Origin of the sequence: Corallococcus exiguus, from assembly GCF_009909105.1 — a bacterium.
GTDB lineage: Bacteria > Myxococcota > Myxococcia > Myxococcales > Myxococcaceae > Corallococcus > Corallococcus exiguus.
The window spans coordinates 302,915-327,677 of record NZ_JAAAPK010000002.1 but is presented as its reverse complement, the minus strand read 5'-3'; the positions used below and the strand labels follow the sequence as shown (position 1 = coordinate 327,677).

15 protein-coding genes are annotated in these 24,763 nt (G+C 69.4%); 8 read left to right on the top strand and 7 right to left on the bottom strand.

Going from position 1 to position 24,763, the window contains the following annotated elements; translation table 11 throughout:
* Nucleotide 1 precedes the first annotated feature (1 nt).
* From GTZ93_RS07835 to serC, 3 genes are all read right to left on the bottom strand, one after another.
* A complete protein-coding gene (locus tag GTZ93_RS07835) occupies nt 2-1,504 on the bottom strand; it encodes a lipopolysaccharide biosynthesis protein (protein ID WP_139916126.1) in 1,503 nt (500 codons plus the stop codon).
* A 54-nt stretch (nt 1,505-1,558) separates the two neighbouring features.
* Nucleotides 1,559-2,305 carry a class I SAM-dependent methyltransferase gene (locus GTZ93_RS07830; protein WP_167547944.1) on the bottom strand — a complete coding sequence of 249 codons (747 nt, stop codon included), beginning with the start codon at nt 2,303-2,305 and terminating at the stop codon, nt 1,559-1,561.
* A gap of 83 nt (nt 2,306-2,388) precedes the next feature.
* Complete coding sequence (serC, locus tag GTZ93_RS07825) at nt 2,389-3,477, bottom strand: 3-phosphoserine/phosphohydroxythreonine transaminase (protein ID WP_139916127.1); 1,089 nt, start codon at nt 3,475-3,477, stop codon at nt 2,389-2,391.
* Between the two features lie 211 nt (nt 3,478-3,688).
* Here serC and GTZ93_RS07820 point away from each other — a divergent pair, with 211 nt between their 5' ends.
* From GTZ93_RS07820 to GTZ93_RS07810, 3 genes are all read left to right on the top strand, one after another.
* Nucleotides 3,689-4,510: a sigma-70 family RNA polymerase sigma factor gene (locus tag GTZ93_RS07820; protein WP_161662712.1), complete on the top strand. Its 822-nt coding sequence runs from the start codon at nt 3,689-3,691 to the stop codon at nt 4,508-4,510.
* A 76-nt stretch (nt 4,511-4,586) separates the two neighbouring features.
* Nucleotides 4,587-5,549 (top strand): SMP-30/gluconolactonase/LRE family protein, encoded by a 963-nt coding sequence (locus GTZ93_RS07815; protein WP_121714372.1) that lies wholly within the window; start codon nt 4,587-4,589, stop codon nt 5,547-5,549.
* Between the two features lie 30 nt (nt 5,550-5,579).
* Nucleotides 5,580-8,324: a serine/threonine-protein kinase gene (locus tag GTZ93_RS07810; protein ID WP_139916129.1), complete on the top strand. Its 2,745-nt coding sequence runs from the start codon at nt 5,580-5,582 to the stop codon at nt 8,322-8,324.
* Nucleotides 8,325-8,396: 72 nt separating this feature from the next.
* Here the strand turns inward: GTZ93_RS07810 and GTZ93_RS07805 are convergent, their stop codons facing one another.
* Both GTZ93_RS07805 and GTZ93_RS07800 read right to left on the bottom strand, forming a co-directional pair.
* The gene (locus GTZ93_RS07805) at nt 8,397-8,981 is read right to left on the bottom strand and encodes a superoxide dismutase (protein ID WP_139916130.1); all 585 of its coding nucleotides are present in this window, start codon (nt 8,979-8,981) and stop codon (nt 8,397-8,399) included.
* A gap of 45 nt (nt 8,982-9,026) precedes the next feature.
* On the bottom strand, nt 9,027-9,527 hold the full coding sequence (locus GTZ93_RS07800) for a flavin reductase family protein (protein WP_120595125.1): 501 nt from the start codon (nt 9,525-9,527) through the stop codon (nt 9,027-9,029).
* A 146-nt stretch (nt 9,528-9,673) separates the two neighbouring features.
* On the opposite strand from GTZ93_RS07800, the gene GTZ93_RS07795 reads away from it, so the two are divergent.
* From GTZ93_RS07795 to GTZ93_RS07775, 5 genes are read left to right on the top strand one after another with little or no spacing between them, the layout of a single operon-like run.
* On the top strand, nt 9,674-12,022 hold the full coding sequence (locus GTZ93_RS07795) for an AAA family ATPase (RefSeq protein WP_139916131.1): 2,349 nt from the start codon (nt 9,674-9,676) through the stop codon (nt 12,020-12,022).
* Between the two features lie 31 nt (nt 12,023-12,053).
* Nucleotides 12,054-20,066, top strand: a complete 8,013-nt coding sequence (locus GTZ93_RS43220) for a hypothetical protein (protein ID WP_161662711.1) — start codon at nt 12,054-12,056, stop codon at nt 20,064-20,066.
* A 12-nt stretch (nt 20,067-20,078) separates the two neighbouring features.
* Entirely contained in the window at nt 20,079-20,603 is a 525-nt protein-coding gene (locus tag GTZ93_RS07785; protein ID WP_126932714.1) for a hypothetical protein, read from the top strand.
* Between the two features lie 15 nt (nt 20,604-20,618).
* Nucleotides 20,619-21,389, top strand: coding sequence for a hypothetical protein (locus GTZ93_RS07780; protein WP_139916133.1), 771 nt, complete (start codon nt 20,619-20,621; stop codon nt 21,387-21,389).
* The gene (locus tag GTZ93_RS07775) at nt 21,389-22,903 is read left to right on the top strand and encodes an SUMF1/EgtB/PvdO family nonheme iron enzyme (RefSeq protein ID WP_139916134.1); all 1,515 of its coding nucleotides are present in this window, start codon (nt 21,389-21,391) and stop codon (nt 22,901-22,903) included. Before GTZ93_RS07780 ends, GTZ93_RS07775 begins: the two co-directional genes overlap by 1 nt.
* Before the next feature lie 209 nt (nt 22,904-23,112).
* Here GTZ93_RS07775 and GTZ93_RS07770 read toward each other — a convergent pair whose 3' ends face one another.
* On the bottom strand, nt 23,113-23,334 hold the full coding sequence (locus GTZ93_RS07770; RefSeq protein ID WP_139916135.1) for a hypothetical protein: 222 nt from the start codon (nt 23,332-23,334) through the stop codon (nt 23,113-23,115).
* Entirely contained in the window at nt 23,331-24,062 is a 732-nt protein-coding gene (locus tag GTZ93_RS07765; protein ID WP_139916136.1) for a hypothetical protein, read from the bottom strand. Before GTZ93_RS07765 ends, GTZ93_RS07770 begins: the two co-directional genes overlap by 4 nt.
* Nucleotides 24,063-24,763 lie beyond the last annotated feature (701 nt).

Here is a 24,763-nt window from a genome sequence, read left to right as displayed (position 1 = left end):
CTCAGGGCGCGTACGTCGGCACCGCGCCGCCCACCGGAGTGGATGCCGCCGCCGCGAGGCGTGCATCCCGCCGCCACCAGACGAGCAGCGCCATCCCGGTCCCCAGCAGCGTGACGAGCGCGCAGACGCAGGCGCTCCCCAGCGGACCCCGCGAGGCGAACGGCGCGAGCCCCCAGCCCACGACGAACGACACGAGGCCCGCGGCTCCGACCGGGGCCAGTGCCCAGAGCACCTCCCGGACGGTCCACTGGACCAGGGCGCGGACCTTGCGCCAGACGAGCACGGCGATGACCCCGTTTCCGAGGACGGTGCCCCCGGCGACGGCCCACGCACCGGCGTACCGCACCCCAGCCATGGAGACGGCGACGTTCAGCGCGTGGCCGATGAGCACCGGGTGGGTCAGGTGCCACGGCGTCTCACCGCTCACGGCCAGGGCCGAGGACGCGCTCTCCTCGGCGGCCGCGATGACCGCCGCGGTGCCCAGGAGGACGACCGCGAGCATGGTGACGGAGTCGTGCGCGAGCGCGCCCACCCAGGCCTCCAGCAGGGCGGTGCCATCCAGGGCCAGCGCGATGACACCGCTGGAGGCCAGGCCGCCCAGAAGGGCCGTGCCAAGGCGAAGCGCGCTGGAGCGGTGCCGGGCATCTCCGAGGCGATGGATGAGCCATCCGCCCGCTTGCTTCGCGAAGGCGAGGATCTGCTCCACGGCGCGGGAGGCCACCTGATACGCGCCCACCGAACTCAGGGACGCGGAGCGGGTCAGGATGAGGACATCCGCGCGGACCGCCGCCGCGATGCCCACGTTCATGGCCAGGGCCGCGGCGCCCTGCCGGAACGCGCTGCGCACCTGGGCCGGATCCGCCGGCCATCCAGGACGCAGCGAGAGGTGCGGGTCGATGCGCCTGGACACCGCCGCTAGGAGCAGGAGCTCCAGCGTGCCTCCCGCGAACAGCCCCAGCGCCGGCCCCAGCAACGAGCGCGTGGTGCCGAGCACCGCCGCCGTCAACGCAATCTGGCTCGCGGCTCCGATGGCGCGCGCCCAGGCGAGCGAGGTGTTGGCGCCCCGCATCAGCAGGAACGCACGCAACGGTGCCGCCAGCGAGCCCGCGAGTCCTGCCGAGAGGACCGGAAGCGCGGCGCGGGCCACGTCCGCCCGCAGCGCTTCGGACGCGGACGGGAGGTGGAGGAAGAACACGTACGCACAGACGCAGAGACAGGGACAGACGAGCGTCACCACCAGCAGCGTGAGGCGGATGAGCTGGCGCGTGGCGGCATCGTCCGGTCTGGCCGCCGTGCGTTGGACGGCGATGCTGAGGCCCAGGTCCGACAACCCGAGGAGGAAGCCCGTCGTGCCAAGGACGCCCCAGGCGCCGAGGCTCTCCGGACCGAGCAGACGCACCACCAGCGCGACCGTCGCCAGCCCCGTCACGATCTGCACCACGTGCCGAGCGCACGACGCGAGCACGTCGACGCTCATCCTCAGGAGCGATCTCTCAGGGGCCATGCACCCCTGACCATTGCAGCCCGTATGCCGTAGCGCGTGGGCCGACGCGGTGGCTCAGCCCCGGGACTTCACGGCGCGGACGCCGATGACGACTTCGTAGTGGGGGTCATGCACGTCGAGGTCGGCGGTTCGCAGGTCCTCCCGGGCCAGGCCGTGCAGGGTCGCGACCGCGGCGCGGACGTTCCCGAAGGACTCCACCCGCACGTTGCCGGGGCCGAAGGACTGCTCAAAGAGGCGGTGGACGGAGCGGGAGGTGAACCGCCAGCAGTCCGGCCACTGCTCCATCGCGCCCCAGTCCACCTTGATGATGCCGGGCACGGTCAGCAGCGCCACGCCGCCAGGCTGGAGGATGCGGTGCAGTTCCCGCACTGCGGCCTGGACATCGAAGACGTACTGCAGCACCTGGGTGAAGAGGACGCAGTCGAACGCATCCGAGGGGATGTCGACCGCGTGGGCGATGTCTCCCACGAAGGTGGCTTCCGGGTTCCCAGGAAGCGCGTGGAGGATGTCGGAGCGGGTGACGCGGCTGGCGCCGAACCGCCGCGTGTAGCGCGCGTCCCCGACCTCCAGCGTTCGGCCCTGGACGTCAGCCGCGTGCCGCGCCAGGAAGCGCTCGATGTAATAGCGATCAATGGGCTGACCGCGGTCGTGCCCCCAGTGCGTGCCAATGGGCGTCTGCCGGCCCAGGCTGCCCCACCGCACCCGCCCCCTGGAGACCTGGCGTTTGTGATGAGACAGCCACTGATAGATGCCGTCGGGCACCACGGCCCGGAAGAGTCGCTTCGCCCCTGTGGGAGTCATTGGGCAATACAATCAAACACAGCCACAGGGAGCAACTTCACCGGAACGTGTCTCGAATTGAGACACGTGGACCGGTGAGCGAGCTATCCGTTGCGCTTCGCGAAGTCGTCCATGAATGAGACGAGCGTCTTCACGTGATCCACGGTCACCGCGTTGTACAGCGACACGCGGATGCCGCCCGTGATGCGGTGGCCCTTCATGCCCACCATGCCGGCCTTGGCGCCTTCGGCCACGAAGGCCTCTTCCAGCTTTTCATCCGGCAGGCGGAACACGACGTTCATGTACGAGCGCGACGCCTTCTCCACCGGGGCCCGGTAGAAGCCCGCGTTGCGGTCGATGGCCGTGTACAGCAGGTCGCCCTTCTCGCGGTTCCAGGCCTCCACCTGCTTCAGGCCGCCCACGCCCTTGATCCACGAGAGCACGTTGCGGCAGAGGTAGATGGAGAAGGTCGGGGGCGTGTTGTAGAGCGAGTTGTTCTCCGCGTAGGTCGTGTAGCGGAAGATCTTCGGGATGTCCTTGCGGCCCTTCGCCATGAAGGACTTCTCCACCAGCACCAGGACGATGCCTGACGGCCCGATGTTCTTCTGGGCTCCGGCGTAGATGAGCGCGAAGCGGCTCACGTCGATGGGCTTCCACAGGATGTCGGAGCTCATGTCCGCCACCAGCGGCACCTGACCCACGTCCGGGAACGTGTGCCATTGCGTCCCGAAGAGCGTGTTGTTGCTCGTCATGTGGACGTAGGCGGCCTTCGGATCCAACTGGAGCTCGGCCTGGGTGGGGACTCGCGTGAAGCGCTTGTCCTTGTCCACCGTGTTCGCGGCGATGCGCGGCGTGCCGTAGTAGCGCGTCTCGTCCACCGCCTTCTCGCTCCAGCCTCCCGTCACCACGTAGTCCGCGGAGCCGCCCTGGGGCATGAAGTTCATGGGCACCTGCGCGAACTGCTGCGAGGCGCCGCCCTGGAGGAAGAGGATCTCGTGGGTGTCCGGAACCGCCAGCAGCTCCTTCACGAGGGCGAGGGTCTCGTTGTGGACGGCCTCGAACGCCTTGCCCCGGTGGCTGTGCTCGATGATCGACATCCCCGTGCCCTGGAAGTCGAGCAGCTCGTCCCGGGCCCGCTCCAGCGCTGCCGTGGGAAGACCGGCCGGGCCGGGATTGAAGTTGATGACGCGCATGGCAGTGTCCTCTGGCAAGTGAACCGCTCCGGCATTCTCGCCGGTGGAACTCCGGGGGTCACGAGCAACGTGGGCTCGGGCGGGCGGTGGCCTTCGTCCGCCCGGTGGGGGTGGTAGCGTCCCAGGCGTGTCCCCGGCTCCCACTCCTTTGGCCTCCGCCTTTCTCGCGGCTCCTGGCCACGCGCCTGCTTCGCTTGCGGAGCCCTCGCGCTTGGAGGAGCTGCTCCGCGCGTCGCTCGAGCGCGCCCGGTCGCGCTGGCCCGGACTGGAGCTGGAGGCGCTCGCCTTCGTGGTGTTCGTCGCTGAGCGATTGACGTCTCCGAAGGGGCTGCTGGAGGCGCTCGAAGGGGCCTCGCCTGCCTTCTCGGAGTTGTATCTGGCCTTCGGGTGCCTGCGGCACGACCGCGCCGCGCTCCAGTTCTTCGAGGACGGCTACCTGCGCGATGTCGGCGCGTTCGTGTCCGGCGTGGACCGCTCGCCCGCTTTCGTCGCGGAGGTGCGGCAGGTGCTCCGGGAGAAGCTGTTCACGGCGGCCGCTGGCTGTGAGCCGAAGATTTCGGAGTTCACCGGCGGCGGCGCGCTGGGGGGATGGGTGCGGGTGGCGGCGCTGCGCATCGCGCTCAACCTCAAGCGCTCCGAGGCCCGGGCCGACACCGCCGCGCAGGACTCCGTTGAGTCCGCGTTCGGTGAACAGCTGGGGCCGGAGCTCGAACACCTGCGCTCGCGATACCGCGAGGCCTTCACGGAGGCCGTGCGCACGGCGCTGGGTGAGCTGTCCGACCGGGACCGCACGCTGATGCGCCTGTATCACGTGGAGGCGCTGTCCCTGGACGCCATCGCGGCGCTCTACCGCGTGCACATGTCCACTGTCTCACGTTGGCTCAGCCGCGCGCGTGAGCAGGTGGCGGAGACCACGACGCGGCGGCTGTGCGAACGCCTGGGGGTGGGTGCGTCCTCGGTGGACAGCATCGCGGCGCTGGTCGTGAGCCAGGTGGACCTCAGCCTGACGCGGCTGCTCGGTCCGGGGGGCTGAACTTTCGCTGCAAGGTTTTTCCCGGCCGGTGTCAGGGCGTCGAAAGGCCCCTTCCGGGCCTCACCGAGGAAGCCCCATGCGCGTCTCTTCCTGGCTGTCCGTCGTCACCCTCGCCGCCACCGTCTCCGCCTGCGAGCCGTTCCCCGACGATGCCCCCTCCATCCCCACCGAGGTGCAGTGGCCCGGCGAGGCCTTCTTTCCAGAGGGCATCGCGGCCTCGAAGGACGGCACGCTCTACGCGGGCAGCCTGGGCACCGGCGCCATCGCGCGCGTCAAGCCGGGCTCGCTGGGGGCCGAGGTCTTCGTCCCGGGCCGGGCCTCATTCGGCGTCTACGGGCTCGAGGTGGATGAGGCCCACGACACGCTCTGGGCCTGCACCTACGACGACCTGCTGCTGCCCGCGCAGGCCTCGTACCTGAACGGGTATGCGCTCTCCACGGGTGCCCTGAAGGCCAGCCATGCCATGCCCAGCCAGGTCAGCTTCTGCAACGACGTCGCCGTCGATGCCGCGGGCAACGTGTACGTGACGGACTCGTTCGGGAACGCGGTCTTCCGGCTGGCCGTGGGTGGGACGGCGCTCGACACGTGGTCCTCGGATGCCGCGTACGAGCCCTCCGAGCCGGGCCTCATCACGCTCAACGGCATCGCCTACGACGGGGCGAACCGGCTCTACGTCGTGAAGAGCGACACGGGCGCGCTGTTCTCCATCGATATCCAGCCGGATGGCAGCGCGGCGGCGCCCGTGAACATCCCGGTGACGCCGGCGCTGGAGACGCCGGACGGGGTCGAGTGGGTGGATTCGGGCCGGCTGTTCGTCGTGGAGAACACGGTGGGGCGGGCTTCGCTGGTGACGCTGGGTGAAGGCGCTGGCGCGAAGGAGGTGCTCGCCAACGGCTTCGTGGAGCCGACCGCCGCCGCGATCACGAAGGACGGCGCGTGGGTGCTGGAGTCGCAGATGGGGTTCTTCTTCGGCACGCCGGGGACCCCGGCCCTGCCCTTCCGCGCGTACCGGGTCGCGGTCCCCCCTCTTCTGCCCTGAGCGCGAACGCTCCTAGAGTTGCATCCCACCATGTCGGGATGTCCCTCCGAGGAAACGATTCTCGCCTTCGTGGAGGACCGCCTGCCGCACGAGCAGCGCGCCCTCGCGGAGGCACACCTGTCCCGCTGCGACGCCTGTGGGTCGCTGCTCGCGGCCGTCGCGGCGACGTGGCACGCGGAGGGCCGGTTCGTGGAAGCGGCGCCTCCACCCCGCACGTTCGCGCCCGCGGAGCAGGTGGGGCCGTACGTCATCGTCGACCATGCGGGCAGTGGCGCGATGGGGGACGTGTACCGGGCACGCGATGGGCGGCTGGGACGGGAGGTGGCGCTGAAGGTGCTCCAGGTCCGGTTCGCCCGGGATCCGGAGCGACTGGCCCGCTTCCGACAGGAGGCTCGTGCCGCGGGCGCGCTGTCCCATCCCAACCTGCTCACGCTGTTCGACGTGGGCACCCACGAGGACGTGCCCTACCTCGTCACCGAGTGGCTGGAGGGCGTCACCCTGCGGGCTCGGCTGATGCGTGGGCCGCTGCCACCGGAGCAGGCACTGCGGCTGGGCATCCAGTTGTCCCAGGGGCTCGCGGCCGCGCACACGCGGGGTGTCATCCACCGCGACCTCAAGCCCGCGAACATCTTCCTGTGCGCGAACGGCGGAGCGAGGATCCTCGACTTCGGGCTGGCCCGGCTCACCGAGCGCGTCGAGCACACCGAGGACGCCTCGCTCACCCAGAGCGGCGCGGTGGTGGGCACCGCCGGGTACATGGCTCCGGAGCAGATCCGCGGTCAGGGCGTGGATGCTCGCGCGGATGTGTTCTCGCTCGGCACGGTGCTCTACGAGGCCGTGAGCGGTCAGGCTCCCTTTGGCGGTGACAGCCCGGTGGAGCGGATGAGCGCCTCGCTCCGCGATGCTCCACCCGTACTGCCGGGTGAGCTGGGAACGGTGATTGCCCGCTGTCTGGCGAAGGACCCAGGCGACCGGTTCCAGTCCGCGCAGGACCTGGCCTTCGCCCTGGAGTCCATCGCGGCTCGCGGTGCGCCCCTGGCCGTGCGGCGCCAGGTGTTCCCACGCCCTGCCCTGCTGGCGGCCGCGGCGGCTGTGCTGCTGCTGCTCGTCGTCGTTGGCTTCCTGGCGTTCGACCGCCGGACGGCGACTGTGGCGGTGCCAACGGCGCAGTCATCGCGCCCAACGTACCGCCCCGTCACGTTCCGCCGGGGCCACGTGCTCAACGCCCGGTTCTCCGCGGACGGACACACGTTGCTCTATGGCGCGGCGTGGGAGGGAGGACCCGCGGAGCTCTACAGCGCGCGCACGGAGCGCCCGCTGTCACAACCGCTGGGGCAGCACGCGGATGTGCTCGCCGCGTCCTCGAAGGGGGAGCTGGCGGTGCTGCTCGAGCCCCGGTTCTTCGACGCCGAGCATGGCAGCGGGACGCTCGGCTTGATGCCGCTCGCGGGCGGCGCGCCCCGAGCCGTGCTCGATGGCGTGCTGGAGGCGGACTGGGGACGTGCGGATGGACCGCTCGCGGTGGTGCGCCGCGTGGGCGAGAACTTCCGGCTGGAGCAGCCCCCCGGCACGGTGCGCTTCGAATCCCAGGGATGGATCAGCCACGCACGCGTCTCCCCCGACGGAGCGCGGATCGCCTTCCTGTTCCATGCGCATCCCAAGGACGACCGGGGCGGGGTCTGGGTGCTGGAGAAGGACGGTCCGCCCCGCGAGCTTTCGTCGGACTGGGCGAGCATCCGGGGACTGGCGTGGTCTCCCGATGGAAGCGAGGTGTGGTTCACCGCCTCGCGTACAGGCGCGGACTCCGAGCTGTTCGCGGTCGACCTGCGCGGCACGACGCGGCCGGTGGATCGGATCGCCGGGCGGATGGTGCTGCATGACATCTCCCAGGACGGCTCCGTCCTGGTGGATCACCCGATGATCCGCACGGGGCTGGCGTTCGGGCACGCGGGCACGGAGCGGGACCTGACGTGGTCGGACTCGTCGTTCATGACGGACATGTCCCGCGATGGCCGGACCTTCCTCTTCACCGAGGGCGCGGAGGTGGAGGGCCCCACCTACGGCGCCTATCTGCGCACCTCCGATGGCGCACCACCGATCCGCCTGGGCGACGGCATCCCCATGGCGCTGTCTCCGGACGGCAAGCAGGTGCTGCTGGTGCGCTACGGCGAACAGATGGAGTTCCTGCTGCTGCCCACGGGCGCGGGCGAGCCTCGGTCGCTGTCGCTCGCTCCTGTCACCACGGTGCTCACGGCGCGCTGGTTCCCGGATGGGAAGCGGTTGCTCCTTCGCGCGCACGAAGAGGGACGTCCTGCCCGGCTCTGGGTCTTCGAACCCGGCTCCGGAGCCCCCAGGCCCATCACGGAGGAAGGCACGGGCTTCCACACGGTCATCTCACCCGATGGCCTCCGCCTCGCGACCGTGGACGCGGAGGGAAGCCTCCGCCTGTTCTCCCAGACGGGTGAGGCGCAAGGCACCGTCCCCGGCCGGTTCACGGATCAATGGGTGGCGGGCTGGGACGCGAGCGGAACGGCGCTCTATCTGCGAAGCGTCTCGCTCCCGGTGCGCGTCTCCAGGGTCGACGTGAAGACCGGCGTGAGCACACCGCACCTGACCCTTCCAGCGGGAGGCATCAAGCCGGGCCTCATCTCCGTGATGACGCTGGCGATCTCCGAGGACGGAAGGTCCTACGCATACAGCTACAACGAAGCGCTTTCGCGGCTGTTCCTGGTGGAGGGACTGGCGCAAGCCCGGTCTGCCCCGGAGCGGCACTGAACACATCCGAGAACCGCGCCGCTCCGGACCGTGCCGAGCCGGGCCGCGCGGTTCCCGTCACTTCACTTCACATCAGGCGTTCTTCAGGTTCTCGTTCACGAAGTCCCAGTTCACGAGGCTGTTGAGGAAGGTCTCGATGAACTTGGGGCGCAGGTTGCGGAAGTCGATGTAGTAGGCGTGCTCCCAGACGTCGATGGTGAGCAGCGCCTTCTTGCCGTGCTTCAGCGGCAGGTCCGCGTTGGACGTCTTCATGATGGCCAGCTTGTTGCCGTCCTTCACCAGCCAGGCCCAGCCGGAGCCGAACTGCGTGATGGCGGCTTCGGTGAACTGCTTCTTGAACTCGTCGTAGGAGCCGAAGTCGCGGTCGATGGCGGCCGCGATGTCACCCGTCGGCTTGCCACCGCCGGCAGGCTTCATGCAGTTCCAGAAGAAGGTGTGGTTCCACACCTGGGCCGCGTTGTTGAACACGGGGCCGTCGCTGCTGAGGATGACGTCCTCCAGCGACTTGCTGGCCTCGGGCTTGCCTGCGGTCAGCTCGTTGAGCTTGTTGACGTACGCGGCGTGGTGCTTGTCGTGGTGGAACTCCAGCGTCTCCTGGCTCATGTGAGGGGCCAGCGCGTCCTTCTTGTACGGGAGCTCGGGCAGAGTGAAGGGCATCGGGTGCGTCCTTTCCGGGTTCAGTGAGATTCGGCTACTCGTTCGCTACTTCGGGGCGGGCCCTGGCTCCGGGTGCGCCGTCAGCGCGCGATACCCCCGGTTCCAGTAGAGCAACGGTTCTTCGTCCACTCCCCGCTGGATGCGCTCCACACGGCCCACCAGCAACAGGTGATCGCCGTAACGGTGCACATCCAACAGAGCGCACGCCAGACCCACCAGGCTGTCCTGCACGAAGGCACCTTCGTCGAACATCCGGCCTTCGGCCTCCCCCTTCGCGCAGCGGACCGACACGTCGCGTTGGATGGTGGACAGCACGCTCACACTGAAGCGGCGGGCGGCCTCCACGCGCTTGAGCGTGCGGGAGGACTGCTGCAGCGCCAGGGCAATCAGCGGAGGCGTCAGGGAGAGGGAGCTGAAGGAGCTGACCGTCGTCGCCGCGATCCCGTCCGCGTCACGGACGGAGACCACCGCCACCCCGCTCGCCCACCGGGACATCGCCTCCCGGAAGTCCAGGGCCGACACCCCTTCAGTACCACTCTGAGTCATGTGCCGGTCTCTACCACCCGCCCCGCCACCCGGTCAGCACTTCCTCCAATCCATTGGCGGAATACCAACGCAGTGGAACCTGCCCTCCGGGCCCGTCCATGGCCGGATCCACCCGCCCTCCGTATGCTGGCCGGCTGGAGGCGCCCATGGATCCGTTGTGGGGGGAGACGCTGAGGCGTCTGGATGCGCTGCTCGTCCAGGTGTGTGACCTGGAGGAGGCCCGCGCTTCGAAGCTCCGGGGGGAACAGGAGAATGGCTGGGATGCCGTGCGCACCACCGTGCGCCCTTCCACCGCCGAGCTCGCCTTCAGCTCGGCGCTCGCGGAGACGCCGCTCCTGGGGACTTCGCCTCCCCTTCCCTTCGCGCGGCTGCGGGCTTCACTTCGCGTCGACACCGTGGAGGAGGAGGCGCTATTGCTCCTGCTCGCGACGTGGCTGGAGCCCCGGTATTCGCGCCTGTTCGCCGTGCTCCAGGACGAGACCGCGCAGGGATGGAACGTGGAGCGACTGCTGCTCACCGTCCTGGGACGCACGCCTGCTCGCGCGCAGCGCTTGCTGGCGTCCCTGACCGACAGCGGACTCCTGGTGGGCGGAGGATTGTTGCAGACGGGCGCTGGCGCTTTTCCTCCCATGCTCCGGCCCGTGGACCTGGCTCCGGAGGTCCGCGAGGCCCTGCTGGAGCTGCCCCGGCCCTCCGTGCTGGGCGAGCTCTCGCTGGAGTGGCATGGACCGGAGGTGCTGCCGTCTTCGTCACTCGGGACGTTCGCTGTCGTGCATGGCGAGGGGGAGCGGCTGGGCGTGGCGATGAGCCTCGCTGACGAAGCCGGTGTGCCGCTGGTTGTCGCTCGGTGGGCTGGGGCACCGGAGCCGGTTTCCATGGCCCGGGCCCTGTGGCGTCTGGCGTCGGTGCGCGGCGCGATGCTGGCCGTGGACATGTCCGGTGGTGAGCGGGGGCTGGCACTCTCCGTCACGGAGACGCTGTCTGGGTTGTGCCAACGGTTTGGCGGGCGGGCCCTGGTGCTCGCGGACTCCGCGCAGCCTTTCGCCGTGCCGCACCATGAGGCTCCCGCGCCAGGCTTCGTCCAGCGGCGGACCCTGTGGCTGGAGGAGGCCCAGGTTCGGGGACTGTCATTGACGGAGGCGGATGCGGGACGGCTGGCGTCTGGCTTTCGGGGCGGGCTTCAGGAGATCCGCCGCGTGTTCGACTCGGCTCCCGGCGGTGACGCGGATGCGCTTCGTGCCGCTGCATCTCGGCTGGTCCAGGTGCCCTTGCGCCATGGCTACCGGCTGGAGACATCGCGGACGTTCGAGGACCTCGTGGTGCGTGACACCACTCGCGCGGCCTTGGAGCGCCTGCTGTTCTACGTGGCCCAGCGCGACCGCGTCGCCGAAGAGCGTGGCCTGTCTCGCCGCTTCCGGTTGCACACGGGCCCGGTGGCGCTTTTCTCTGGACGCTCCGGCACGGGAAAGACCCTGGCGGCGGAGGTCATCGCCCATGCGGTGGGCCGGCCGCTGTATGTCATCGACCTGTCCCGGCTCGTCAGCAAGTACGTGGGTGAGACGGAGAAGAACATCGACGAGGTGCTGTCCCACGGCGAGCGCTCCGGCGCCGTGCTGTTCTTCGACGAGGCGGACTCGCTGTTCTCCGCGCGCACGGAGGTCAGCAACGCCAATGACCGCTTCGCCAACCTGGAGGTCGGCTTCCTCCTCCAGCGCATCGAACGTCACGACGGGCTGATCATCCTCGCCACCAATCTGCAGACGGCCATCGATGAAGCCTTCCTGCGCCGCTTCCACGCGCGCATCGAGTTCCCCTTCCCCGAGGTCGACGAGCGCCGCCGCATCTGGGAGCTGATGCTTCCGGAGGGTGTGCCTCGCGCGGGGGCGCTCGACCTGGCGGGCCTGGCGCAGCGGCACCGGCTGGCGGGCGGCGACATCCGCAACGCCGCGCTCAAGGCCATCTTCCTCGCCGAACAGGCGGGTGCTCCGCTGTCTCAGGAGCACCTGGAGCGCGCGGTCGCGCTGGAGCTGTACGAGCTGGGCCGGCTCTCGCGGCGTCCGGAGGCGGAGGCTCCTTCGGACGCGGGCACACGCTTGCGCCGCGTGGCGGAAGTGTTCCAGGAGGCACTGGACTCGCAGCTCAGACAACACTTCCTCAAGGAGGTCCACATCCTCCACGGCTCTCCCACCCGGGAGGCGCTCGCGGGGAAGCGGCCCGCCGTGTCGCTTGCGCTCTACCGGCTGGCTGTCACCCAGAACGGTGCGCTGCGGCTGGGGCTCATCGTCTCCGCGTGGTCCCACCGCGCGGAGGAGGAACATGAGCTGCTTGGCGTGTTGCATGGGTTGCTCTCACGTGGACTCCCGCACGAGCTGGATGGCCGCAAGCTCACACCTCGCGTCCAGGAGAGTTATGACTTTGACCTGCTCCATCGCTTCTGGAGCAGTCATGGACATCCCATCCGGGCCTCGCTGGTCCTCGATGTGGAGATGACCTAGCGTTCCTCGCGCTGATGGTGCGGGGGGGACCGTGCGCATCCGTGACCAGGGCCCGAAGGCCTCCGCCAAGGCCATGCTCCGGAAGAACTCCGGGCGCACTCCCTCGTCCTCCGCGGCCCTTCCTCGTGCTCCGGGTGTCGTTCCCCGGGGCCCTTCCTCGTCCAATCCCGCGCGTGAGCTGGCGGCGCGGCTCGCGTCGCTGAAGGGCGCGGCCCCTGCTCTCCACGGGCCTGTGCTCCGTGATGCCGCTCGCGACCTGGAGCGCCGGTGGAGCGACCCGGCGTGGCGCACGCTGGGCGGTCCGCGCTCGCATCTTTTCGAGCCGTGCCCGGTCCACCCACCGGAGGTCGCGCTGCTCTCCACGCCCGGCGCCGTCGAGGCGGAGCTGGGCATCCATGGGCTCGCGCCACAGCCGAACACCGGGCTCGCGCAGGCGGCTGGCGCGTCCCAGCCCGCGACCCTCGAGCAGCAGGAAGAGGATGCTCGACGGCGTGATGCGGCGCGCATGGCCGTCCTGCCTCTGGGTTCCGCTGAGCAACTCGGAGACACCGCCGCGCGGCTCGCCGAGGCCCGTGCTTCAGACCTCGAACCCTCTACGGTCACTGAGGAGTCGGAAGCAGCGGGACTCGGGGGCAGCACTTCTCCAGCGCCTGATGCCATTGCAGCAACCACCGTCGAAGCGCCCAGCGCGGGCGGCGACGTGGCAACGCCTGAGCAAGCTCCCGCGCCGGCATCCATCCCCACGGGGACCGCTCCCGGCGGCATGGACGACGCCGCGCGCATCGACACGCGGGTGTCCGCGCTGTCGAGTCAGAGCGATGTCCACATCGTCGTCCGTCAGGCCTCCCCTGGCGCAGGGCCCCAGGAGCCTCCTCCCATCCAGACGGATGCCACGGTCGACACAGGCCCCAGGGTGCCCGTGCCTCCGGCCGCGATGGAGTGGCAGAAGGAGCTGGCCGCGGCCCATGCGCAGGGCGTCCAAGGCATCAAGCACGGTCTCGAAACCGCTCCGGATCCGACGGGTGCCGTCGCGGCGGTGGAGCCTCCTGCCAGCCTTCCCGCGCCGCCTCCTGCTCCGGCAGCACCTGTCACGGCGGGGCCCATCCCCGCTGCGCCAGCGGTGAGCGCGGACGCGGATCCGGTCGCCGCATGGAAGGGCCGCATCGCCAGCAGCACGGCGCAGGTGCCGGAGCCACAGCTTCCTCCGGCGCCCCGCTACACGTTCAAGATCACCCAGGCCGCCGTGGACCCCAACGCGGTCCGCGCCGCGCGCCTCAAGCAACTGGAGGACGAAGGCAAGAAGGCCATCACCCCGGCGAAGCAGCCGAAGGACCTTCCAGCCATCCCGGATGATCCCACCGGCAAGGCCTCTTCGCTGGTGGATGCGAAGTGCGACCGGAAGCTGGACGTCAAGGAGGCCAAACTCCCCGACCTGCAGAAGAGCCCGCTGGGCCACGTGCCGGAGATTGGCGCGCAGCTCGTGCGCGACGACGGCGGGCACATGCTCATCAAGGGCCCGCTCGGCGACCTCGTCTACAAGCCCGGCGGTCCCAAGCCCACCGACCCGGAGAAGCTCAAGGACTGGACGCGTCTCCAGAAGAAGATCACCGCCGAGGCCGACAAGCAGAAGAAGGCGAAGGTCCAGCCCAAGGAACCCGCGAAGGGCATCACCGTCCTCGAACAGGCCGCCCCCGCGCCCATCAACGTCCCTGACTTCGCTCGCGTGGACATTGGCGACGTGCTGGCTCGGCTGCTCGTCGCTCCGGACAAGTACGCGGACGCCTCCGTCCAGAAGGCCCGCGAGGCCTATGTCCCGGGCGGCCTGGATGCGTCCTGGGGCATCGCGCTCATCGCCGCCGAACGCCCCATCTTCGCCGCGGAGCTCCAGCGCGTCGCGGACGCCGCTCAGATCAAGAAGGAGGACCTGGACGCGAAGGTGGAGGCCCGCCGCAAGCAATTGGTGGACTCACACGCCGCCACCACCGGCACGCTCAGCAAGGCCCACGAGGATGCGAAGACGAGCCTGGAGGAGGGCGGCAAGTCGTTCGCTGATTCCCTGTCGCGCATGCGCGCGTCGCTCGACGCGCAGTCCGAGGCGAAGGCCGCCGCCATCAAGGGCGGCGTCGACCTGACCGAGGCCCGGCGCAAGCGCGACGCGCTCATCGCGGCCGTGGACACCAAGGTGAGCAACTGGGTCGTCCGGTATGACCAGAACGGCAAGCGCTTCAAGGAAGCCTTCGCGAAGGCCGCGAGCGACCAGATGCACGCCTACGAGCTCGCCGCCCTCCAGGACGAGTGGGAGCTCAAGAAGGACGCTGGCGATGATCCGGTGAAGCTCAAGACCGCCACGGAGGCGTACCGCCCCACCAAGAAGTGGATGGACGACCGGCGCAAGGAGATTGGCGCCGTCGTCACGAAGGCGAAGCGCGACATCGACCAGAGCGTGGAGCGCTATCAGCAGGAACTGCGCGACGCCGGCAGGGAGGCCCGGGACGTCATCCGCGACTGGCACGCGAAGCAGGTCGGCTACGAGCGCGGCTTCTGGGACCGGCTGCTCGGGTGGATCATCGACTGGCTGGAGGCCGCCCACGACGAGAGCCGCGCGTGGGAGACCGCTCGCGCGGCGGAGAACAAGACGTCGTTGGACCAGAACATGCTGTTCCTCGCGGAGGTGCGCCTGCGCCAGGGCGAGGAGCTGGACGCGGAGACCATCAAGGGGAACAACGCCCTCAGCGAGGAGCAGAAGGCCATCCTGCTCTCCTACTACGGCAAGGGTGGCAAGGACGCGGTGCAGGCGCTCGCGGAGGGCCTGGCCGTGCGAATCATCGGCCAGCGGCGCAAGCCGCTCATGGAGGCCCTGGAGAAGGAGCTGCTCGCGTCCACGGACCTGGAGCGGCTCAAGACCGTCGTCGACCAGCAGGAGCCCCTCTTCAGCAACCGCGCTCGCAACATCTCCCTCAAGGTCTGGGAGGGCGTGGACCAGTGGGGCACGGACGAGAAGAAGATCTTCGACGCGCTCGCCAACCTCAACCCGCTCCAGGGCCACTACATCGAGGTCCTCTACCAGCAGGAGCACAACGAGAACCTGCGCGAGCGGCTCAAGAGCGAGCTGGACGACTTCTTCAGCACCACCACGCACGACTGGGACAAGGCGGAGGCGCTGCTCTCCGGCAACGCCTCCAAGGCCGCCGCCGTCGAGCTGAACGACGCCATGGAGGGCACCTTCCTCGGGACCGGCTGGGGCACGGACGAGGACGCCATCTTCAACCTGCTTCGCGGCAAGACGCCGGAGCAGATCGAGGCCATCAAGAAGGCCTACCAGCTGAAGTACGGCAAGGACCTCGTCGCCCAGATGGACGACGAGCTGCGCAGCGGCGCGCGCACGACGCACGACGCGGACGAGATGCACGCCCTGGTGGAGGGCCGCACCGAGGACGCGCGCGCCATCGAGATGGACCGCGCCATGCGCGGCGGGTGGTTCTTCGGCCTGGGCACCGACCGCAAGGCCATGGAGGGCGTCTACGACCGCATCCGCAAGGAGACGGAGGCCGACGCCCAGCAGTACGGCTGGGACACCAAGACGTTCCGCGCGGAGCTGCTCAAGCGCAACCAGGCCATCGACGCGTCGTATGAGCAGCAATACGGCACGGATTGGACCCAGCGCACCGCGGGCGAGAGCGCGCTCAGCGCCGCGTTCCACGACGAGATGAAGGGCGAGGACCTCAAGCTCATCGAGGGCCTGCGCGACGACAAGGGACTCCAGGTGGATGCCGCGCGCATCCGCATCGAGCACACCAGCATCATCTACGCGGACGACAAGATCATCCGCGACGCCATGTCCGCGCAGGGCAAGCGGCAGGTCGCCGACGCGCGCCGCGACGGCTACCTGGACATCCAGGAACGGATGGACATCGAGCGCGGCCTGGACGAGGCGAAGGTCAAGCCCGCCAGCGAAGGCCCGCTCACCGAGGAGGACCGCCGCAAGGGCCGCATCAGCGAGCTGGAGTTCCTGGAGAAGTGGAGCCCGGAGAAGGTCCAGGCCCGCATCGCGAAGGAACACAAGGAGGTGGACGTCAAGGCGAAGGCCCAGGCCCAGGCCGATGCCATGGCGAACATGAAGGCGCTGGCGGCCGAGTACGACAGCGCCTACGTGGAGGGCACGCACCTGCAGGCGAGCTTCGAGCAGGCCGTCCTGATGGACACGTCCGGCGCGGACCGGGACGCCGTCGCGGCGATGCTGCAGAAGGGCTACCTCACCGACGCGGAAATCGTTCAGTACGCCGTGCAGGGCGTGGGCACGGACGAGGACGCGCTCAAGGAGGTCTTCGCCGGGAAGTCGAAGGCGGAGATCCAGGCCATGGCCGAGGAGTGGGCCAAGGACCACCCCGCCGACCCTGGCGACACGCGCACGCCCTTCGAGCGCTTCCGCGCGCGCATCGACGAGGAGCTGAGCGGACGCGAGGCCTTCGACATCCTCGACATGGTGGACTACGGCGAGCCCGTCACACCCCGCGAGAAGGCGGACCGCGCCTGGCGCCGGGTGCACTTCGAGGCGAGCTCCACCAACAGCATGGCGTCCTCGGAGTACCAGCTGGTGCTGGACCAGGCGTCCGCGCTCGACGCCGAGGTGAGCGCGCTGGAGCTGCACGAGCGGATGCGCCCCAAGCCCGGGGACAAGAACTACACCGCCGACGGGCTGCGCAAGTGGCAGGACGACTGGGAGAAGAAGTCCGAGCGCGTGCAGCGCCAGGGCGAGTACGCCGACGAGTCGGTGCAGATGCACCGCGAGCAGGTGGACTTCATCACCGACCGGCTGGTGATGGTCCTCACCGCGGTGGTGATGGCGGTGGTGGTCATCATCGGCGTCATCGTCAGCATCTTCTTCCCGCCCGCGGGCGCGGGGTTCTGGGCCGCGTTCGGCGCGTTCATGGCCAGCACGCCGGTGCTGGTGGGCACGGCGGTGGCGACGGCCGCGGTGACGATGGTGACCAAGGCCGCCATGAAGGGCAGCGCCTACGGCTGGGAGGAGGCCGCCACCGACGCGGGCATGGGCGCGGTGGACGCCCTCACCGCCGCGGCCACCGCCGGCATGGGCACGAAGCTGCTCAAGCTGGGGTTCCTGGCGCGCATGGCGGAGGAAGGCGGCGTGCTGGCGCGGATGACGGCGCACGGCCTGGCCCAGGGCGCGGAAGGCCTGGCGCAGTCCGTGCCCTCCGCGTTCCTGGGCAACGTCCTCAACGACGCGAACTACAAGGGCGGCAACGCGCTCTTCAACGTGCTGGCCGGCACCGCCCTGCAGGCGGCGCCGGGCGCGGTGATGGCCGGAGGGCTGGGCGCGCTGGGCGGCATCTCCAAGCCCCACGTGCCACCGCGCACCCAGGACCTGCTCAACTTCCGGGGCACGCCCAAGGAGCGGCTGACCCTCTTCAAGAAGTGGAAGGCGGAGAACCCCGCCGGGAACATGAAGGAGTTCCTGCGCGAGTTCGACGAGGGCCTGCTCAAGCAGATGTCGGGCGACTTCGACCGGCAGCAGCTCCAGCGCGCCATGCGCAAGGAGCTGCTGGAGCACATCCCGCCCGCGCAGCGAAAGGCGTTCGCGAACACGCCCATCGAGCTGATCTCCGAGGCGGACTTCGAAGCCCTCACCGGCAGCAAGTCCGCGCAGGCCGTCACGATGTTCCGGCGCGGCAAGCCCACCATCATCGTCAAGGCGGGCGCGGACCTGTCCGACCTGGGCGAGGAGGGCCTGCACCTGCTCCAGCGCCACGACAAGGCGACGCGCGACCTGATCAAGGCCCTGGACGAACGGGCGCTGCGGCACTGGGACAAGCTGCCCATCGAGAAGCAGTTCGAGCTCTATCGCAAGAAGCTGCTCCTGGAGATCGATGCGCAGGAGTCGCTGCTCACGTCGCTGGAGGGCAAGCGCGGCGTGTCCATGGAGCCGGAGGAGGCGACCCGCCGCATCCGGCAGGGCAAGAAGACGCTGGAGAACCTGCGCCAGCGGATGAAGGAGGTGGATGCCTTCACGCCCCTGGACATGGCGGAGTTCGGCCAGGGCGTGCGCTCGAAGCCGCAGTACCTGAATGAGCCTCCGCGGCTGTTCAGCAAGAAGAAACCGCCCGTGCCTCCGCCGGAGGCGGAGGGGGCCAGGCAGCTGGAGATGGAATTCACCCCGGCGAAGCCACCGGAGGTGGTCGTTCCGGAAACGAAGCCGCCGGCGGTCACGACGCGCGGAGGTGGGAAGAAGAAGGCCCTGGTGCTCACCGTGACGGACACGGAGCCGGTCATCCGGCAGTCAGGCCGGCCCAACGACGTGTGGCCCAACACCGTGCTCCACGCCGACCACCCGGAGGTGGGGCCGTTCTCGAAGGGGGGGCCGGAGCTGGATGACCCGTTCATCAAGAGCGCGCCGCGCCAGGTGTTCACCGACGCGCAGCGGGCGCGCACCACGCTGGTGCTGGATCCGTCGGACACGGTGGCGCAGATCGGCCCCGCGTGGCAGGAGGTCAAGTACCGCCCCAAGGAGCTCCGCTACTACAAGCTGGTGGAGGTGACGCGCGCCAGCGGTGAGACGGAATACATCGAGCTCATCCTGTCCAAGCGCTCCGGCAATCGCTGGGAGCCGCGCGGCTTCATCACCACCGAGGCGGGCGAGGTGGTGGAGAAGCAGAAATCCCTGGCGTTCACGGAGGCGCTGCTCGGCGAGCGGCTGGGGCCGACGGAGCGATTCCGGCGGCTGGACTTCAAGCCCAGGGGCGCGGAGCAAGGCAGTGGCATCGATGAAATCATCGTCGAGTTCGACCACGCCGCGGATCCGACGAGCGCGAAGCTCCACCTGGTCGAGGTGAAGGGCGGCAAGCACGCCCCCAGGCTCAAGGACTTCACTGCGGTGGGAGAGAACCTCCGCAAGAACCTGGACGACCTGCAAGCGCAGCTGTCGGACCTGGCCTGGGCCCGGGCGAGAGGCCTGGGGCCGGCGCACCTGGAGGCGCTGACCAAGGCCATCGACGAGTGGCGGGTCTCCATCGAGCTGCGCGTGGGGCCCATCACCCCCATGCCTCCGCCGGGCTGGGAGCTCGTCGACCGCGTCGAACGCATCGCGGACGCGTGGCGCAAGATGTCGCTGGTCCGGGAGGTCATGCCCCACGGTTCGGCCCCCCGCGCGGAGCTCGATGCCCTGATGGGTGTCTTCAGGGACGAGCTGAAGAAGGGCCGCGTCGGGGCCACGCTGAAGGTGCTGAAGAAGGTGGAGTCAGCGCTCAAGGGCACGAAGCGCAAGCCAGGCCTGCTGGCCCAGTACAACATCGATCCCAAACAGCTGAAGGGGCTCATCCACAGCCTGGACCCGAACGTGAAGCCGGGGGAGATCGCCCGGATCATCGAACCGTTCGAGACCGCGAAGCGCATTCGCACGATAGGTCCCACCGGCAATGTGCTGGGCTGGGGGGACTTCGACATCACCGTCTCTCGCAGCTGGAGCAGCCGCCGGTTCAAGCGCTTCGAGCTGGCGCAGATGCGGGACCTGCAAGCGGGGCTGGAGGACATCCCGGAGCTGGACCCCTCGACGTTCGGCACGCTGTCGCTCCGGGACCGGCAGCAGGCCCTCAAGAAGTCGGTGGGCGCGGCCATGGACGCAATGGGCATCCCCCGGTCGCGCCGTCCACAAGTCCAGTTCCAGAACCTGCCGGCTGGGGACTACGGATGGATGGAATGGGACTTCAACGTGACGCACCAGGGCCGGCTCGCGCCCGTGAGCCGGCGTGGCGTCATCGTCATCAACGAGAACCTGGACGTGGGCGACGCGGTGGGCACCGCCGTCCATGAGTCGCGTCACTACTATCAGGCGTATCAGGCCTACCAGTACTCGATAGGCCGACAGTCGCATCCGTTCTCACGCCGGTGGTGGCGCAACCTGCCTGGCTCCGGCGGCCACTACTACGGGCCGGGAGACCCCCGGTACTTCCGGCAGCCCATTGAAACGGACGCGGAGAGCTTCGGCCGCCGCGTCATCGATCTCTTGCCGCCCCGCTGGCCTCCTCCATGATGAGGTTCCGACATGCGCGTCGCTCCTTCCACCTCCGTCACCTGCTTCGTGTGCGGCTCCACGTTCACCGTCCACAACCGGGTGGACCTGACCGGAGGCCGGCGGACCGTCCTCCAGGAACCGTCGGCCTGTCCCTTCTGTGATGCGCCCCTGCGGAGCATCCCCAAGCTGGACGTGGGCGTGGCCAAGAGCCTGTTGCTCACCGAGGCCGGCGCGCCGGAGGAGAAGAAGACATACGGAACGGTGGAGCGGTTCCTGGAGCGCTTCACCCGCACGGAGGCGGAGGTGGACACGCTGCTGACGTTGGCGCGCGAACTGGACCTGGAGGCCTGGGAGTCGGGCAACCTGGCGCGGCTCCAGCGGAGCAAGGATGCGGGGCTGAAGACGGAGACGAAGTTCGTCTCGAAGCTCCGCGAGGAGGCGGAGGACGGTGGCCTCTTCGAGCGATTGCAGCGCGCCGCGACGACCGTCAAAGATGCGCACCGCGCCCTGTGGAAGCACCACATGGCCCTCTTCCAGCAACGGCAGCAGCCGTGAACAAGGCGGAGTGACATGGCTGGAATCCCCGTGAACGTTCCAGGCACCTGGGCCGGGCTCTTCTCCGCCGAGTGGGGAGAGAACACCCACGCGCGCGAGCTCATGAAGCGCTTCTCGCCCATCGCGCTGACGAAGGCGAACACGCCCGTTCAATACCTGCGGACGCTGGCGGATGTGCTCGCGTCGCTCATCGTGTTGACGGGAGCCGAGGAGGCCCGCGCGGCGGCCGCGCCCCTGGTGCCGCTGTGTGCGGCTGGAATCGAGCAGGCCGGGGGGTTCTTCGATTCGGTGGATCCGCCGCGAGTCGCCCTCCAGGTGCTGTCCTTCGTGAACGCGGCGGAAGCGTGCGGGGCCGCGCAGGGGCTGGTGCAGGCGTCGCCCGCGAAGGCGTGGCTGGAGGCCCTGGCGAAGAAGGTGAAGAAGCTGGATGACGTGTTGCTCTATCGCTGCGGGCTGGTGGCGCTCTGCCTGGGGGAACCGGACCTGGCGGCGAAGCTGGTGGGGGGTGGGACGCTTCCGGCGACGCTCACGCCCGGGGAGCAGTTCGGCTTCAACGTCCAGGGCTTCGTGCGCTACCTGGCGACGGCGATGAAGGTCGGGGCACCGTCTGAAGCGGTGCGGCCCGCGTGGGAGTCCTTCGTGGAGGGCTTTCCGAAGAAGAAGGCCGCGGAGCAGGTCTCGTGGAGTGACCTGCTTTGGGCGGCTCGGGCGTACTTCGTGGGCGTGGAGGGGCGGCCGGTGGCGCGGGTGGGTGAGTCGCTGCATGCGCTCGTGAAACCGGCCTGATGCGCTCCCCTGCCCTTGTCGCCCGGCCTGAGGTTTCTTTCGAGGTGATGGACCGGGTGCTGTCCGCGCTGGGCTGGTTCCTCCAGTCCGAAAGCCAGACGCCTCCGCTCATCCCAGGCGAGCCGGAGTTCGCGGTGTACGTGAAGCGCGGGACGGACTCGGCGATCCATTACACGTTCAACCCGGTGCTCCGGCTTCGGGTGCTGGAGTTCTCCGGACCTGACGCCGTGGGGGAATGGGTGGCCGTGCGCAAGGCGGTGCCGGTGATGGAGGCCCCGGCGCTCGCGGCGCTGCTGGCTTCGTCGGAGACGCGGGAAGTGTTGCTGGGGTTACTGGCCACGGAGACGCTGCGCGAGCGCTCGTCGATGGAGCGCGTGGCGGCGCTGCGCTTCCATCCGGAGTTCAGCGTGTCTCGGACCGCGGAGCGCGTGCTGGCGTCGCTGGTGCCGGATGGGACGGAGGAAGCGTTCGCGCGGTTGAAGGCGGAGAAGGAGGCGCACCCGGACCGCTCCGTGCTGTTCGCGCACCTGCCAGGGGAGGAGCAGCGGCGGCAGGTATTGCGCTGGCTCATCCATGATCAGGCGGCGTCCAATCCGGACGTCGACGCGGTGCTGCGCTCCGCGCTGGTGGACGCGGACGCGGAGGTGCGGGTGACGGCGGTGATGGCGGCGGCCCGGCTCCAGGCGAGGGAGGTGCTTCCGGCGCTGCGCGAGGCTCGGATGCCTACGTCGACGCGGGAGGGCGCGGACCCGAGGGACCGGCAGTTCTATTCGAACCTGCGGGACCTGGTGGTCCATGTGCTCGCGGGCCGGCCGCTGCCTCCAGAGGGCTCACCGAAGCGCGAGCGGATGGCTCCGCTGCTGCGCGCGCTGTCGGGTCCCGCGGATGTTCGGGACGACCCCACGCTGCTGTTGCATGCGCTCACGACGCCGGTGGATCCGGGGCCGCGCCCGGTGGGACTGCCCGAAGCAGTGGTGGAACGGGACGGCACGTACAGACTACGCCGGTCCGGGTTGGAGGCGCGCTGGGTGCCTCCGGTGGAGCATTGGCTGGGGACAGGGCCGACGCTGCGGCGGGTGATGTCTCCGGGGTTCTTCGTTGCTCGGGTACCCGTGAGCCGGGCCGCGGCGGCCTGGGCGATGGCGGCTTCACAGGGGCCGATGGGGACCGCGGGGCCGGACGCGGAGGAACCACTGCCGTGCACTCTCGTGGAGGCAGAGGAGCTGTGCTCGGCGCTGTCACGCATTGAAGGCGTGGCGCTGCGGCTGCCCTCCAGCGAGGAATGGGAGATGGCGGCCCGTGGGCCAGATGGGCGGCTGTTCCCCTGGGGTAATTCGATGCGGGACGACGGGGCTACGCGGGCTTCCCCCTGGGGCGTGGAGAAGCTCGTGGCTTCGCTTCCGCAGTGGGCGCGGGCGGGACTGCTGTGCGGGGGACGGGAACAGCCGCTGTGCGCTTCGCGCCGCGAGGTGTCGGCGGGGGTGGGCGCCGTGCGGTGGGTGCTGGCCTCCTGAAGCTGACTGGCAGTGCGAGGACGCCGGGACTGCCGCGCACGAAGCTGGGCCCCCTGGGATGGCGGGGAGTTTCAGGCCGGCGGCCACCTCCGGGGACGAAGCGCCTCAAACCTGTCCGACTGTCGGACAGGTTTCCCGAGGCCGCAGGCCCGGGGCCCGTTCCCCGTGGAGCCACCGGCCACTGTCCTCGTCCGTCGAGTCGGGGCGGGCTACTTCTTTGGCATCCGGATGTTGGGGTTCGCCGTGACTCGGGGGGCGCTCTTCGCCTTGAAGCTGCCGCCAGCCGCGGCCTTCATCGTGGGCCCCTTGGCCGCGGTTCCCAGTTGGGCCCTGGCTGTGTCCGTCTTGGGCTGCTGCGACGGCGCGATGGCCTTGTTCATGGCGGGCTTGCGGTCGGGTGTCTTCCGCGTCTGGGACGTCATTGTCTTCATGGGTTGCCTCCGGGAATGCGTCCGGCGGGGATGCCTTCCAGCTTGAGCGACACACCGGGCTGCGCTGGGACTTCCAGGTCCACCAGGCCTCCTGCGCCAGTGAGGTGCACGTCCGGGCCAATCTCCAGACGGCAGCCCACGGCCGGGCGTCCCGTGTGGTCCTGGACCAGCAGCCTGCGCCGGTCGTCGCTCACCACCACCGACGGGCGCCTCAATGTGACCTGCGCCTGCGCGATGAGCACGCAGCGCTGACCCTTCACGCTCGCTCGGACCTGGGCGCGGACCCGGGCGACTCCGGGTGTCTTGTCTTCGGGAGGTCTCGCGAGGAGCGTGGCACTGGCCGAGGGTGGGCCTGGGAGGACCGCGCCTTCCCAGACCGCTTCGAATCCTTCGTCCAGCCCCACCGCCGCGAGCGACAACGGCACGCGGATGGGTTCCGCGCCCAGCCAGAGTTCGTCTGGCGCGACGATGGCCACTTCGGGCTCAAGTTGGACGTCCGCGATCCAGGACCAGCGCTCTGTGAGCAGGTCCGCGAGCCAGCCGGCTTCTTCTGGCGACATCCGTTCCAGGGCCTTCTCCACGTGCGCCGGATCCGCCAGTCGTTGGAGCGCCGAGGCGCCGTCCCGGAACCGGGCGTTCTCCAACAGGCCGTCGAGCTGGTCCGGAAGCTGTTTCGCGAGGGAGCGCAGCAGGTGGCCCAATCGCTGTCTTGGAGGAAGTGCGTTCATCCTCGCCTCCTCCACAGCGAACGGCCGACCATCCGGCGCCGCAGTCGCTGTTCTGCTTGATGGAGCGCTTCAGCGTCCCTCGCCGTGAGTCGGCGACCGTTCATGAAGAAGGCCCGTGTGCTGGGTTCCAGTTCGCGTCCCGGGGCTTCTTCCCACACGGGTTCTTCATCAGGGACTTCGGGTCGTGGCGGTGCCTGGACTCGCGGCGGAGGAAGCAACGTCTTCACTTCGATGTGCACCGGGCCTGGTGTGGTGTGCCTCGTAGCCCGTGATGGGGAGAGGATGGATTCGCCCCGTTCCTCCGATTGAGATGGATGCGGAGTCCGTGGCTCAGGTCTGTCGTGACGACGTGGTCCGAGTTCCTCCTGGAACTGTGGGACCTTTCGTGTGTCCGGTGCTGGCCGTCGGTCCAGGGCTCGGGGTGTCCGTCTCCTCCGTGGCGATGCCCTGACGGGCGTCTCCCTTTGCTCCACTGGGAGCGCCTGTGGTGGCGCTTGGGTGGTGGCGCGCGCGACGCGATGGCGGCGTGTTGGAGACTCCGGGACCCGTGCGCTGATCCGTGGGGGTTCGGCGTTCCTCTCCACGGAGGGTCTCGGCACCCGGCTCCTTCGAGGACTTGCAGCATTCACGCGTGTTTCGACGGCGCGAGGGACCGCAAGGGCCTTCTGGCTTTCAGGTTCGGGCCGGTCGCTTCGTTGTGA